Raw genomic sequence first — 14,289 nt, 5'->3', positions numbered from 1 at the left:
ATACAGTCGGTATTTGGCTATATACAGATGGGAAGGAGTATTTTTTGACTTACTAAGAGTACCCTTGGTTTCAAGATGCAAAAATGAGGGAGATTCAGAATGTACAGCTCATCCACGACTCGCATTTACATTGGCCTGACCTGGACATCGATCTGGAAATAGACTCTCTGGAAAATCCAGAAAAGTATCCTCTGGTATACAAACCATAAAAGGATGACACATAGTGTCAATTACTGCCAGCTTAAAGCAGGCAACAGCTATTATTGAGTTTGTAATGTAGATAACCAGACAAATCATACTGAAGTTGTCAATAGATAAGGTCTGGCCCTGTCATTATATATAGTCAAACAAATAAGGTCTTCAAAAGAAGAACAATAAAATTCGTAACAATTTAGTATTTTAAAAAATTCCAACAATTTAGTGTGACGGGATTCGCCGCACCAAAAAAAGTTGTGCGATAAGGAAGAAGGTCTACTCGATAGTGCGACTAAGATACAAGGGAGTGATCATTGATTTATGCAATAATAGGTGATATACACAGTAATTATGAGGCGTTTACTGCCGTTGCAGATGAAATACGAAAAGAACGTGTCGATGAAATATTCTGCGTAGGCGATATTGTTGGTTATGCCGCAGAACCAATTTTGTGCATTGAATTAGTACAACAACTACGTTGTAAAACCGTTGCAGGCAATCACGACTGTGCGGTGGTAGGGAAATTCCCCGTAAGTTATTTCAATAAATCCGCAAAAGAAGCGGCCATATGGACGTCAAACCAACTTTCACAAAGTTATAAAGATTATTTGAAAAATTTGCCCCTGATTGAGAAATGGAACGACATTACCCTTGTGCATGCTTCTTTAAACAGGCCGGAATTCTTTGACTACATAACAACCCTCGCAGACGCTCAATTGAGTTTTGATAAACTAAATACATCTGTTTGCTTTTACGGTCATACCCATGTGCCCTCGGCATTATTTCTAAACGAGAGTTCTGTCCGGTTGGATAAAGGACATGTCTTTGATTTGAATAATGTAGAAAAGGCACTCATAAACGTGGGGAGTGTTGGACAGCCGCGCGATTGGGATTTGAGGGCATCTTACGCTATTTACAACACCGAACAAAAAACCGTACATATCAAGCGGGTCAAATACAATATTATCTCTGCAATGGAAAAAATTTATAAGGCTGGACTGCCTGGAGAAAATGCATTACGGTTAGGAGGTTAAAGTCTATGGATTCTCACAAACATACTGATAATTTTTCTAAAAACGAGCTGGAACGTGATATCTTCGGTAGCATAAAAGATAAAGAAATAGAAAACGTGGAATGCGAACGATGGATGGGCGGTCCCCGCGGACCTGAGAAAATAACTTTTAGAGATGGAAGTATCGCAATGTTTAAATGCGATATCCGGCACTACTGGATGGCTGATAACCCGGATACTCCTATCAGGGAAACTATTGTTTATAAAATTGACACCATAGTAGGACTTGGATTAGTCCCGAAAACGATGGTAATTGACGATACCATTAACAATATACGATATAACGGTTCCATTCAGGAATGGGTAAAAAATGCGAAAGACGGATATCAAATAGATAAAATGACCCGTAAAGAAAGAGAGGATTACCAACGATTGCTAATCTTCGATTTTATAATTGGCAACAGCGACAGACACCTGGGAAACATATTATTTACCAGTGATGACAAAATACACGCTATTGATAATAACGCATGCCTTGTTATTGGTAAAGATGAAGATCTTCTTGCATTTCCGGATGCGATAATTGATTTTTTTAATAAAAAAACTATTACCGATATTCCCCACGTTGTGGAGTTGATAGAAACATTTTACAAAAATAAAAAAATAATATTGAATTTGATTGGGAAATATGTGCATGACAATACAAAATTGGCGCAATTAATGGTGGAGTCAAGGATTAATTATTTGTTTAATATGCTGAAAAAAAAACAGCCTTTCCCGCGAAAATACTTAGAATGGCGGAAGGGATTGAGCGCGGAAATTCAAAGAATTTTGTCGCAAAACCAATCGTCGTTCCCCATGTATTTAACCTTAACCGCCTTATCACAGCTTGCAGTATGGGGTTAACATTACTTCAGGATTAACGCATTAAATCAGATAGACGCATTGCATGCGTCTATCTGTTGTGTCAACATTTTTATTACGTGCAGCAGTTTCCAGATGCATGCAATGCGTCTCTTACATTATGCACATTGAAATTCCTATACGTGAACGTATTTTTCAAAAAATTAAAGTATTACAAAACATTTGATTTTTTTGCGATAACCTGTCATTTTTACCCGTAAGCTGATCTGTTTTTTACTCATTTTACCAAAAAAGGTCTCCCTTATCATTAAAGATAACAACTAAGAACCGACAGATATCCTTTCGCTTGCCTTTCTGGTATACGATGACCTCTCACCAAAAGATATTGAGGATATAGAAACATTGGTTCTCGATAGAAGCAGCTTTTCAAGAGATCAAGAGATAATGACTAACCATACACCAACCATCACTCCTCTACACAGACATATTATCAGCACTTTTCAAAGGGAATCACGTAACTATTCAGCGTAAACGATACACGGCTCGTTCCCAAACTTTGTACTGAACATAGTGAAGTATCTGTTTGGGAACGAGTTGCGCTCTGATCTCCGGTAGTTTAATAAATTACGCTGAATAGTTATTGTAATTTACTTATTATAAACATTATTAATAAATAAGTAAAAAAACATTTATCTTATCTATAATATTATACTTACCATATTATTTAAAAACGTAATACTAGCACTATACCGACATGTTATCAACAATTGTTTTATGATAAAATACTCTAACAGATTTTCTTTCTGTGGTTTTTCTGCCACCGTTAATAAAAAAAGTCCAAGCCCCTTCCCTTATTTTCTCGGGCCCTTTTTTGTAAAATTGTGATCAGATGTATACTGTAATAGTTCACAAATAGGGATTTCTAAGGAAAAATTTAACTTCTGCCAACATAAATAATTATAGCATTTCTGGAATCACATTTTGTGAACTCCTACAGTATAGCAACCCCGCGACCCTCTTACACAAAGAATGGACAAATGGGGGGTAAAAGAAGATAGACAAGACGGTTTAAGATTTTTGATAAAAAAGCAATGTTTTCTCTATTTGTAGCACCGATAAAAAAGAGGAAAACAGGTCGCCGGATCAATGCAATTTTTGTATAGTTGATGTCTTTATTATGGAGATTGTTATTGTTAAAGTAGCAGATAACGTGTATCATTTGTGATAGTTACAAATTTTATACCTATTTAAATAATGTAAGGATAGAAATAATCTATGGAATCATTTGAAAGTTTAGGACTGTCAGAATCAACACTAAAGGTGTTAAAGGAAAAGGGGTACGAAGAACCTACGCCAATTCAGCAAAAAACCATACCGGCAATACTGAGCGGAACTAAAGATATCGTGGGGCAGGCGCAGACGGGTACTGGCAAAACAGCGGCATTCGGCCTTCCCGTTCTTGAACTCCTGCCGGAAAAATCAAAAAATGTTCAGGCGCTTGTACTCACTCCAACACGAGAATTGGCAATTCAGGTGGCAGAAGAACTCAATTCGCTGAAGGGAAAGAAAAGATTGAGCATTGTTCCCATATACGGAAGGCAATCCATGGAATTACAGCTAAGAAGCCTTAAAAAGGGGATTGATATTGTTGTCGGCACGCCAGGCCGTGTCCTTGATCATCTGAAGCGGGGCACATTAAAGATCGGCAAAATATCGTTTCTTGTCCTTGATGAAGCGGATGAAATGCTGAATATGGGTTTTATTGATGATGTCAGAGAAATCATGGAAAACACGGGACATGAAAAAAGGACATTGCTGTTTTCTGCTACTATGCCCTTTGAAATAATGCAAATAGCCAAAAATTATATGCGAGACTTTGACGTGCAGAAGGTCAACGCCGGACAACTTACCGTAAGTCAGACAGATCAGATTTATTTTGAGGTATTTGCGGCGGATAAATTTGAAGCGCTTTGCAGGATAATAGATATCGAGAAGGATTTTTACGGCCTTGTTTTCTGCCGTACAAAAATTGATGTTGACGCCGTTGCCAGCCATCTGATTGAACGCGGTTACGATGCGGACGCATTGCACGGCGATATATCTCAAAGCCTGAGGGAAAAGATCCTTGCCAAATTTAAAAAACGCCAGATCAACATACTTATCGCAACTGATGTGGCGGCGCGGGGATTAGACATTCACAACCTTTCCCATGTAATAAATTATTCCCTTCCGCAGGACCCAGAATCATATGTCCACAGGATTGGGCGCACCGGCCGCGCGGGGAAAGGGGGAATTGCTATAACATTTATAACCCCGGAAGAATACAGGAAACTGCAATTTATACAAAAAGCGGCAAAGACGGACATTCGCAAGGAAAAACTTCCAAAGATCGAGGATATTATACGGACAAAAAAACTTAAAATAAAAGACCATATTAATGAAATTGTGGATTTAAATGCCCATAATTGCTACATTGAAATGGCAAAAGAATTGACCGAACATAAGAAACCAGAAGATATCATATCAGCATTACTGCAGTATTCCTTTCCTGATGAACTTAATGAAAAACGCTATGTTGAAATAGAAGAGGCGGTAGTTGACAAGAAAGGGAAAACAAGGCTCTTTGTAACGCAGGGGAAACAGGAAGGATTAACACACAAAAAATTAGTGACATACATCAAGGATATATCAAATATCGCGAGTGAAAAAATACGGGACGTGCAGATTCTTGATAAATATTCTTTTGTAACACTCCCTTTTCGCGAAGCGGAAATATTATTAACGAGTTTTAAAAGAAGAAAAAAGGGATCCGGATTGTTTATCACCAAAGCGAAAAAAATGCGGACATAGACTATTCATCCTCCAGACCTTTTCGCTTACTCTTATAAAAGGAAAGTCGTTTCCTGATTTCTGCATCAAATCCATTCTGCGTCGGATGGTAATATTCCTTACTATCCAATTCTTTTGGCAGATACGACTGTTCAACATATCCACCGAAACTGTGTGGATATTTATAATCCTTGCCGTATCCCATCCCCTTCATAAGAGTGGTAGGCGCATTTCTTACATGCATTGGTGCAGGCAATGCCCCTCTTTCTCTTACATCTTTTATCGCTGCTAAATATGCCATATACGACGCATTACTTTTCGGCGCACAGGCAAGATAGGTGACCCCCTGCGCGAGCGGTATCCATCCTTCAGGCATACCTACAAAATGAAACGCATCTTTTACCGATACGGCTAATTGAAGAGCGGCCGGGTCGGCATTGCCGATATCTTCCGCTGCAAATATGACCATTCTCCGCACAATAAAGAGAGGGTCCTCCCCCGCCTCCAGCATACGCGCCAACCAATAGAGTGCGGCGTCAGGGTCGCTTCCCCTCATGGACTTTATGAAAGCGGAAATCACGTTGTAATGCTCTTCTCCCCCCTTGTCATAGAGTAATGCCTTTCGCTGCATTGCCTCCATGGCAATTTCCATGGTGACAGGGCGAATGTCTTTTTCGTTTGGACGAACAAGCATAATGGCAGTTTCCAGGGTATTCAGCGCCGCTCTTGCCTCACCATGTGAGAACTCCGCTATAAAGTCAATGACGTCTTGCGGTATTTCTATCTTCTGACCGCCCAAACCACTTTCTCTATCCGACAAGGCATTCAACAAAATAGCAGTGATATGGCTCTTTCTGAGCGGTTCTAAAACAAGTACCTTACATCGTGACAAGAGAGGTGAATTGACCTCAAAGGAGGGATTTTCCGTTGTCGCACCTATTAAAGTAATAGTACCATCCTCCACATGATGTAAAAAAGAATCCTGCTGGGCTTTGTTAAACCGATGAATTTCATCCACGAAAAGAACCGTCCTTTTGCCATTGAATTTAAGCTGTTCCTTTGCTTCCTCAATAACCGCCCGTATTTCTTTTACACCGGAGAGTACCGCTGAAAATGTGATAAAATGAGCATTCATCGCGTTTGCAATAATCAAGGCAAGCGTTGTCTTCCCAACACCCGGAGGACCCCAAAAGATTAATGAAACAAGTTCTTTATTTTCGATAAAACTTCTCAGAATCTTGCCCTCCCCCACGAGATGTTCCTGTCCCACAAATTCACTGAGATTTCGCGGCCTCATCCTGTCTGCCAAGGGTGATTTTTTTGTATCATCACGGACTGTATCAAATAAACTTCTTTGCACTTTTTTTGTAATCAACGCCTCATTCCTCTTTTCTTTTAACGAAGCTTTTGGAAATAAATACTGTTTTTCAACAAGTTTCACACGTATAGTCAAAAACAGGGGCGAAGCATTTGCTATATATTAAACGGTTGCTGCTCGTTCCTTCCTCACTTGAAATCTAAGCCCACTAAATTCACATGTAGTGCGACGAACCTCGTCGCACTACAAATGACAATTTCCAGTTTCAAAAGATTAAAGTGTTACAATACTTTTCATAGTAGAGCAAAGTTTAAAGGCGAACATATCTCCACGTGTGTGTGGGAAAAATGTGCAGGTTTTGCATTTTTAATTATAAAAAAATAACACCAAAAAAAATAAAACGGTTATTTGTAATAGTCACATTGTTATGGTAATACGCAACTTAGTACAATATCCTTTAATAAATTCATATTTGGCATTATTATTGCTATTTAACTGGATAGGGGAGAAAAACAGAAAGTCAGGAGGTAATTATGATGATAACAGATGATGAAATGGAAAAACAAAATTTTCTTAGCTGGTACTGCTTTTACGCAAAACCGAAAGAAATCGAATGTGCAATGAAAACACACAGGGCTAAAATGGAAAGGTACATCGAGAAATATTATTCTGAAATCATAAGAGTGAGAATGCTAAACAGCCTCCGCGAAAAAATATTTTAACGGTAAGGCAGGGTCACCTTCTTTACAAGAAGAAAAACAACAATAACAATCCCCATTGCTAAAAATGCAAAAACAAACATGACAGAATCACGCAGTGTATAAAGTTTTCCATACCCCTCATTAACGTCTATCTCCGCGATTACTCCCCAATCGTAATCCGGCATCCAATGCCAAAAGCCAAGTACCCGTACTCCCCTGTAATCAGGATAACCATGCGCATCATAGCCTTCCCCGCCGTTAATACATTCAAGCGCTCCTTTTGTCGGCTTTTTTGTGTAAGGATCAACAATTTTTAACTCCAATGATGCCCTTTTTTTGATACGGTCAGCCTGAAGTAATTCATCAGTGAACCTTGAGGTAGTTAACATATATCCGTTTTTATTTATCAGGTATGCTTCTCCCGTTTTCCCGAAATGAACACTTTTCATCACCCTGTCAATTTCGGCAACATCCACACACACAGCCAGCACCCCTAAAATTGCATCCGGGGCGTTTTTTACCGGCAAGGACATGATCATTGCCGGTGTATCTGCCTCCTGGAATCCGGCAACATTGCCGGTGAGTTCCAGGGAGGATTGTATATTCGATACAAAAAATGCCCCGGCAATTGCCCTGCGATAGTAATCCTGTTCCAATATATTTTCACCGTACAGTGCCTTGTTGGATGCAAATAAAATTTTTCCGTTACGGTCAGCGTAAAAAATCTCTTTATAGCCAAAATCGCTGCAAATGGATTTAAAATATTCGTTAACTTCTATGGTAAGCGCATTCCCTGTTTTTTGCATTGCTTGAATCAAGAACGGATTATTTGCGATGTACCTGGTATTTGATAAGCGGCCTTCCATCCATGCTGCAATTAATTCAGCCTGTTTATTTACCGCAAGCCTCAAATTACGAATAATTTCATCCCTTAATGCATTGAAAGCAATGGGATAAACAACAAGACGCATGATAAATAACGGCAGGAACGAAAAGATGAGCAAAAATATAATGAGTTTGTTTTTTGTAAAGTTAAACAATGCGCGGCACTCCAGGAAATAGCAAACAGCGTTTTGAATTTTTATCTATTGTTTGCCTGTTAAAATCATCAATTGAGTCCCCCTGATAAAGTGTTACAAAGTTTTTCATTATGTCGTTAACTCACCCCTACCCCCTCTTCAAAAGGGGAATTTGAGAAATCCCTTCTCGGGAGGGGACTAAGGGAGTGGGTAAAACGGGCTTATACTATTATTTTTTCGGAACTTTTTCCCAATCGGCAAGAAACTTTTTGATACCGGCATCCGTTAACGGATGCTGCACCAGCAAATTAAAAACGTTAAAAGGGATGGTAGCTATGTCCGCTCCCATTAATGCCGCATCACGAACATGATTCGGGTTCCGGATACTTGCCACAATTATTTCAGTCGCAAACCCATAATTATCATAAATTGCCCGTATATCCTCTATGACGTCCATTCCTGTATGCCCTATGTCGTCCAGTCTCCCCACAAAAGGGCTAATGTAGGTTGCCCCAGCCTTTGCCGCTAACAGCGCCTGATTGGCAGAGAAACAAAGTGTAACATTCGTATTTATTCCTTCTTCAGATAATATTTTCACTGCCTTAAGTCCGTCTTTTATCAGGGGTATTTTTACTACGATATTCTCGGCAATTTTCGATAACTCACGAGCTTCATCAACGAGGCCTTGTGTATCGAGGCTTACCGCTTCAGCGCTCACTGGCCCCTTTACTATGGAGCAAATTTCTTCAAGCGTTTCGCGGAATGGTCTGCCTGTTTTTGCAACGAGGGACGGATTCGTCGTTACACCGTCAAGAATTCCAAGGTCATGCGCTTCTCTTATCTCTTTTACATCTGCGGTATCAATAAAAAATTTCATAACAATTCCTTTCTAATGCAAATAGAATTAATGTGTCAAAAAAAATCCGCGGCCATAAAATATCATGCACACAATTTATGTACCAGGAGTTCAAGCAATAGTTGTTTATTGAATGCGCTTGTCTTGCTTTGTATGTCAGATTCAAGCAGGGAGGCATGTTTTTTCATAAGGTCATTTTCGGTAAAATCCCTTACCTGGTCAAAAAACTTTTTTTTAAAAAAAGGCGCTATTTGAAGCTCAGAAGAAATGCTATTTTCATCTTTTCCCTGCGCCAATAATTGCCTGGCTCTCCAAATCCTCCTGATTTGCCATGCCAGCAATGTGATAATTTTCACTGAATTCTCACCGTGTGTCAACATCTGATTGAGAATCTTAAGCGCCTGTGGAAAATTTTTCCGGGCAACTGCGTCGGTAAGCTCAAATATCGTTCTATTCCTGTCGGCGGTCACTAATGCATCGACGTCCGATTCGTCTATTGTAGCTTTATTATCTTTATAAATAGAAAGTTTCTCAAGATGCATGTCTAATATAGCCAGATTGTTTCCGACGTCCCCGGCTAACCGCTGTGCGGCTTTAGGGTTCATCGTCTTTTTGTAATGTTTTGCGCGGGACATAAGCCAGGTGGGCAATTGATATTCCTTTATCCTTTGACAATCTGCGACAATGCCGGTTTTCTCCGCTAATTTTGACAACCTTATTCTTTTATCCCATCCGGCACATATTAAAATCAAATGCGCATGCGTTGATGGCTTTTGCAAATAACTCTCTAATGAATCTTTGTTTTTTTCCACAAAATTGTCTGCGTTAATTACAATAACCAGCTTTTTATTTTTCTGGAAAAAGGAACGTCCTCTTAATTCATTAAAAATGACCGGTGCCGGCGTATCATTTCCGCCGACCTCAATCACCACCGGGTCGGTATCGTTATCGGCAATTAAAGCGGCTTTTATTGTCGTTACCGCTTCTTTAATAAAGAATTCTTCATTCCCGAAAACAACAAAGACCGGGCAATCTTTCTTCTTCGCTATTGATGTTTTGAGTTCCTGAATATCCATTACTTGATCTTTTGTGCAATTCCTGAAATTACGAAATATACCTCTGTTGCGTGCTGCGCCAGTATTTGGTTTGCAGAACCGGCTATATCGCAAAAATGCCGCGCCAGTGCATTTTCCGGCATTATGCCAAGTCCGACTTCGTTTGAGACGATTATAATGTCTGAAGTTATTTCTTCACAAACGCGGCACAGTGTATGTATTTTATCAATTATCTGTGACGAATCCTGATTTGCCGGCATTACAAGAAGATTGGTAATATATAAGGTAATGCAGTCTATAAAAACCAGGTCTGCCTTTTTACTCTGGTCGAAAACGACTTTTTCCAAATTATACGGCGATTCAATTGTTTGCCAGCACAACGGCCTCCGTTCCCGATGTATCCGTATGCGTTCACGCATCTCATCATCCTTGATTTCGGCGGTAGCCACATACACAACTGTTTTGTAACGTTTCGCCATGGTTTCCGCAAATGAAGATTTTCCGCTGCGGGCACCGCCAAGCACAAGGATAGTCTTAGCCATAGAACTCTGTAAAAACCTCTTTTTTTAATTTCTTATTCTTAAACAACTTTTCATTCCCTAAAAATACAGAGAGAAAATGCTTCACTATGGAATTTTATAAAAATCCATATTTTTACAAGAAATGGGGTTAACCGTTAAAAAACAACGAACAGTGCTAAGAGGAAAATAATTTCTGCCGCCTCATTGATTGCGCCCAATGTGTCACCTGTCATACCGCCAATCTTTCTTTTGATATACCAGATTATAAATAATGTAAAAACAACAATTATTGCGCATTCCGCCAGACCCTTTAAACGGCATAAATACAGTATAAGAACAAAGGGAACAACGGATGCAACAGCCACATGTTTTTGCGTGGTTCCGTTCACGATGAAACTTCCTGTTCCCGGCACATCTCTTGCATAATTTGATACTCCGGCGGCAAACACCTGCGCCCATCGCCCTACTGCAGGCATTAAACACAGCACAATAATTTTTGTCACTACTGCGGAAGAAGCGTCTCTACTGTATGGCTCGCCAAATGATGGTAATATCCCGGCTGAAATGTCTTTTGTATTCAAGAAAACATGGCATTCTCCTGTATGCAGAAGGCAGGCATATCTCAGTCCGAGAATACAAATCAAACCAATAACGCCATAACTCCCAATATGGCTGTCTTTCATTATTTCCAGCCGTTTTTCCTTGTTCCATCCGCCATAAATACCATCACATGTATCAGCAAATCCGTCGAGATGCAACGCTCCGGTTATTACAATATACGTTATTAATATGAAGGCATTTGTTATACACGGAGGAAAAACATTTTGCAAAAGCAGAGAAACAACTGATAAAATAGCGCCAATGACAATTCCTACAATGGGGAACCAGCACACGGCATAACTGCTCTTGGGCAATTCCCCGGATCCGCTATTAATTGGAATGATGGTGAGAAACTTTAGCGCCCATAAAAAATTATTCATGAATTGCCATTACAATGTGGGGATGGCCACAATTTTACGTATTACACTAAATAGTTTGTCATGACCAAACATTACCAAAATTAATTGTCCGTGCGCAAGAGTAAAGTGTTCTTATTCATCAGCCTTTCAAACGGTCAACTATTTTCCGGTTTTTCATTAAACGGTATTTAACCAGGAGTAACACCATAATGGTCCAGAATAATACACTAAAAAAACTTATCGATACTATATCTGCCACTGATATCAAATCGATTCAGAAATCCTTTGCCAATCATCTCACATGTTCTTTGTCCAAAGACACCTATTCGGCGACAAAACTGGACATTTATAAAAGCATTGCCTATACCGTTCGTGACCGTCTCGTGGAACGCTGGATTGCCACACAACGATCCTATTTTGACAATGACGTAAAGCGTGTGTATTACCTTTCTCTTGAATTTCTTATGGGCAGGGCGCTTGGAAACAATCTGATCAATCTTGACTTTCTCGATGAATGCCACAAGGCGCTGCATGAATTAGGGTATGAGTTAGAAGAAATTTGTGAAAAAGAATGGGATGCAGGACTTGGCAACGGTGGGCTTGGGAGGCTTGCGGCTTGTTTCCTTGATTCTATGGCTACTCTTGAACTGCCGACGTATGGCTATGGCATGCGCTATGAGTATGGGATTTTCTTCCAGAGTATCCTCAATGGTTATCAGGTTGAACTGCCTGACAACTGGCTGCGCTACGGCAACCCATGGGAATTCGAACGACCAGAGCACTTATATCCGGTAATGTTTTATGGGCATGTGAGGGAATATACTGACGAAAAAGGGATATCAAGAAGTGAATGGATAGACACCCAGACAATTATGGCAATGGCATATGACACCCCGATTCCCGGATACCGCACCAATACTGTCAACAACCTACGCCTCTGGTCTGCGAGGGCAAGCCGTGAATTTGATTTGGATTCATTTAATGAGGGAAATTATTTTAAGGCTGTGGAGGAAAAACAAAGAAGCGAGACAATTTCAAAAATCCTTTACCCTGTCGACAAAATCCATACGGGGAAGAAGCTACGGCTGAAACAACAATACTTTTTTGTGTCGGCAACCCTTCAGGATATTATTTGCCGATACAAAAAAACACATACCTCCTTCGATCTTTTTCCCGATAAAGTAGCTATCCAACTGAACGATACCCACCCTGCCATTGCAATCCCGGAACTAATGCGTATCCTTATTGACATAGAAGGTATTTCGTGGGAAAAAGCATGGGATATAACCGTCAGTACTTTTGCATACACAAACCATACCATCCTTCCAGAAGCATTGGAAAAGTGGAGTGTCCCCCTGATAGGCGAATTATTGCCGAGACATCTTCAGATTATCTATGAGATAAACTCCCGGTTTCTTGAAAGTGTAAAAACCAAATATCCTGACGATGCCGATCGGTTACGCCGTATGTCATTAATTGAAGAGGGCAATGAAAAACAGGTAAGAATGTCCCATTTGGCAATTGTAGGAAGCCATTCAACAAATGGCGTAGCCGCTTTACATACACAAATTTTAAAAACAACCGTTTTCAGGGATTTTTTCGAACTTTACCCTGATCGTTTTAACAACAAGACAAATGGCATTACCCAGCGACGATGGCTGAAAAAATGTAATCCTGCGCTTTCTCAACTGATATCGGATACTATAGGAGAAGGCTGGCTCAAAAATCTTGCGGATTTAAAAAAATTGATGCCGTTTACCGGAAATAAAGCATTTTGTGAAACATGGCAGCATATTAAAAAAGAGAACAAAATACGGCTTGCTGAATACATAAAGCAGACTACCAGTATTGTGGTGAATACAGATTCATTGTTCTGCTGCCATATAAAACGCATCCATGAGTACAAGAGACAATTGATGAATATTATGCATGTTATTTTTCTCTATAATTCACTGAAAAACAATTCCATTGAAAACTTTGTGCCGCGTACCATACTATTCGGAGGAAAGTCGGCTCCCGGTTATTTTATCGCAAAGCTCATTATTAAACTGATAAACTCTGTCGCTGAAGTCGTTAACAACGACCCCGATATTGGCGATAAGCTTAAAGTCGTCTTTTTGCCGAATTATCAGGTCTCTCTGGCAGAACGCATCATTCCCGCAGCAGACCTTTCCGAACAAATTTCCACCTCTGGTATGGAAGCTTCAGGTACTGGAAATATGAAATTTGCCCTTAACGGCTCCTTAACGATCGGAACGCTTGACGGTGCTAATATTGAAATTATGAACGAGGTAGGATCTGATAATATCTTTATTTTCGGACTTACCGAGAAAGAGGTCGATCATATCAAACGTGTGGGTTACAATCCGTATGAATATTATCGTAACAATACCGCTCTTAAAACGGCAATTGACATGATTGCGAATGGATATTTTTCATCTTCCGATATTTCACTCTTTATGCCAATTACCAATTCACTTCTAAAAAGCGATCAGTATATGGTGCTTGCAGATTTTGCCAGTTATGTCAACTGTCAGGGGTTGGTAAGCAAGTTATATCGTGACCAGGATGAATGGACAAAGAAATCAATCATTAATGTCGCCCGTATTGGAAAATTTTCCAGTGATAGAACCATTCATGAGTATGCCGAGGATATTTGGAATGTAAAATCTGTTCCTATTCGGTTAAATGGCAAGCAAACGTAGCTGATGGCTGATGGCAGATGGTTGTTAGGGAAAGAGCAGGGAAGTCTTTAAATTTTTTATCAGGATAATTCCACCCTTACAATGAATCTTATTATTCACCTTTCGGAAATTCTATTTGTTTGACTATATAGTGTCTGAACGAAAACTATCTTTTTTATGCAAGATTCTTTCTCTGAGCAAATTTAAATTTTTTTAAATTGCCCCTTTTTCAACTTTTTCTTCTACGCTTTAATCTATGATACGGTTGTTTTATTC

Annotated in this window: 11 protein-coding genes and 1 pseudogene; 6 read left to right on the top strand and 6 right to left on the bottom strand. The window is 39.7% G+C overall.

Translation table 11 applies throughout. From position 1 onward, the window contains the following. Positions 1-71: 71 nt before the first annotated feature. The 4 genes and pseudogenes from QZT26_RS04630 to QZT26_RS04615 all read left to right on the top strand — a co-directional run. Positions 72-209 (top strand): annotated as a pseudogene (locus QZT26_RS04630) (DUF2442 domain-containing protein); the annotation flags it as partial. Between the two features lie 300 nt (positions 210-509). Then, positions 510-1,229 (top strand): metallophosphoesterase family protein, encoded by a 720-nt coding sequence (locus QZT26_RS04625; RefSeq protein WP_099326819.1) that lies wholly within the window; start codon positions 510-512, stop codon positions 1,227-1,229. Between the two features lie 5 nt (positions 1,230-1,234). After that, the gene (locus QZT26_RS04620; RefSeq protein WP_099326820.1) at positions 1,235-2,113 is read left to right on the top strand and encodes a hypothetical protein; all 879 of its coding nucleotides are present in this window, start codon (positions 1,235-1,237) and stop codon (positions 2,111-2,113) included. 1,233 nt (positions 2,114-3,346) lie between these two features. Then, positions 3,347-4,921: a DEAD/DEAH box helicase gene (locus tag QZT26_RS04615; protein ID WP_164995004.1), complete on the top strand. Its 1,575-nt coding sequence runs from the start codon at positions 3,347-3,349 to the stop codon at positions 4,919-4,921. 1 nt (position 4,922) lies between these two features. Here the strand turns inward: QZT26_RS04615 and QZT26_RS04610 are convergent, their stop codons facing one another. After that, entirely contained in the window at positions 4,923-6,341 is a 1,419-nt protein-coding gene (locus QZT26_RS04610) for a replication-associated recombination protein A (protein WP_230405652.1), read from the bottom strand. A gap of 410 nt (positions 6,342-6,751) precedes the next feature. Here QZT26_RS04610 and QZT26_RS04605 point away from each other — a divergent pair, with 410 nt between their 5' ends. Next, complete coding sequence (locus tag QZT26_RS04605) at positions 6,752-6,940, top strand: hypothetical protein (protein ID WP_099326821.1); 189 nt, start codon at positions 6,752-6,754, stop codon at positions 6,938-6,940. Here the strand turns inward: QZT26_RS04605 and QZT26_RS04600 are convergent. The 5 genes from QZT26_RS04600 to QZT26_RS04580 all read right to left on the bottom strand — a co-directional run bounded on the left by QZT26_RS04600 (position 6,937) and on the right by QZT26_RS04580 (position 11,350). Beyond that, complete coding sequence (locus QZT26_RS04600) at positions 6,937-7,959, bottom strand: cache domain-containing protein (protein WP_295100989.1); 1,023 nt, start codon at positions 7,957-7,959, stop codon at positions 6,937-6,939. The genes QZT26_RS04605 and QZT26_RS04600 overlap by 4 nt on opposite strands. 208 nt (positions 7,960-8,167) lie before the next feature. After that, positions 8,168-8,815: a fructose-6-phosphate aldolase gene (gene fsa / locus QZT26_RS04595; RefSeq protein WP_295100987.1), complete on the bottom strand. Its 648-nt coding sequence runs from the start codon at positions 8,813-8,815 to the stop codon at positions 8,168-8,170. A gap of 62 nt (positions 8,816-8,877) precedes the next feature. Continuing rightward, a complete protein-coding gene (holA, locus tag QZT26_RS04590; protein ID WP_164995003.1) occupies positions 8,878-9,870 on the bottom strand; it encodes a DNA polymerase III subunit delta in 993 nt (330 codons plus the stop codon). Continuing rightward, positions 9,870-10,391, bottom strand: a complete 522-nt coding sequence (gene cobU / locus QZT26_RS04585; protein WP_099326825.1) for a bifunctional adenosylcobinamide kinase/adenosylcobinamide-phosphate guanylyltransferase — start codon at positions 10,389-10,391, stop codon at positions 9,870-9,872. Before cobU ends, holA begins: the two co-directional genes overlap by 1 nt. A gap of 134 nt (positions 10,392-10,525) precedes the next feature. Continuing rightward, a complete protein-coding gene (locus QZT26_RS04580) occupies positions 10,526-11,350 on the bottom strand; it encodes an adenosylcobinamide-GDP ribazoletransferase (protein ID WP_164995002.1) in 825 nt (274 codons plus the stop codon). A gap of 188 nt (positions 11,351-11,538) precedes the next feature. Between QZT26_RS04580 and QZT26_RS04575 the strand changes: the two genes are divergently transcribed. Then, entirely contained in the window at positions 11,539-14,034 is a 2,496-nt protein-coding gene (locus QZT26_RS04575; RefSeq protein WP_164995001.1) for a glycogen/starch/alpha-glucan phosphorylase, read from the top strand. The last annotated feature ends 255 nt before the right edge of the window (positions 14,035-14,289 follow it).

It is taken from the genome of uncultured Candidatus Kuenenia sp., from assembly GCF_900696675.1.
Classification (GTDB): domain Bacteria; phylum Planctomycetota; class Brocadiia; order Brocadiales; family Brocadiaceae; genus Kuenenia; species Kuenenia stuttgartiensis_A.
Note: the sequence above shows the minus strand (reverse complement) of the source record. Positions and strands in the feature narration are given on the sequence as shown.

Bases quoted from the DNA above. Each gene is read 5' to 3' on its own strand.
- QZT26_RS04620 (WP_099326820.1), top strand. From the start codon at position 1,235: ATGGATTCTCACAAACATACTGATAATTTTTCTAAAAACGAGCTGGAA.
- QZT26_RS04615 (WP_164995004.1), top strand. From the start codon at position 3,347: ATGGAATCATTTGAAAGTTTAGGACTGTCAGAATCAACACTAAAGGTG.
- QZT26_RS04605 (WP_099326821.1), top strand. From the start codon at position 6,752: ATGATGATAACAGATGATGAAATGGAAAAACAAAATTTTCTTAGCTGG.
- fsa (WP_295100987.1), bottom strand. From the start codon at position 8,815: ATGAAATTTTTTATTGATACCGCAGATGTAAAAGAGATAAGAGAAGCG.
- holA (WP_164995003.1), bottom strand. From the start codon at position 9,870: ATGGATATTCAGGAACTCAAAACATCAATAGCGAAGAAGAAAGATTGC.
- cobU (WP_099326825.1), bottom strand. From the start codon at position 10,391: ATGGCTAAGACTATCCTTGTGCTTGGCGGTGCCCGCAGCGGAAAATCT.
- QZT26_RS04580 (WP_164995002.1), bottom strand. From the start codon at position 11,350: ATGAATAATTTTTTATGGGCGCTAAAGTTTCTCACCATCATTCCAATT.
- QZT26_RS04575 (WP_164995001.1), top strand. From the start codon at position 11,539: ATGGTCCAGAATAATACACTAAAAAAACTTATCGATACTATATCTGCC.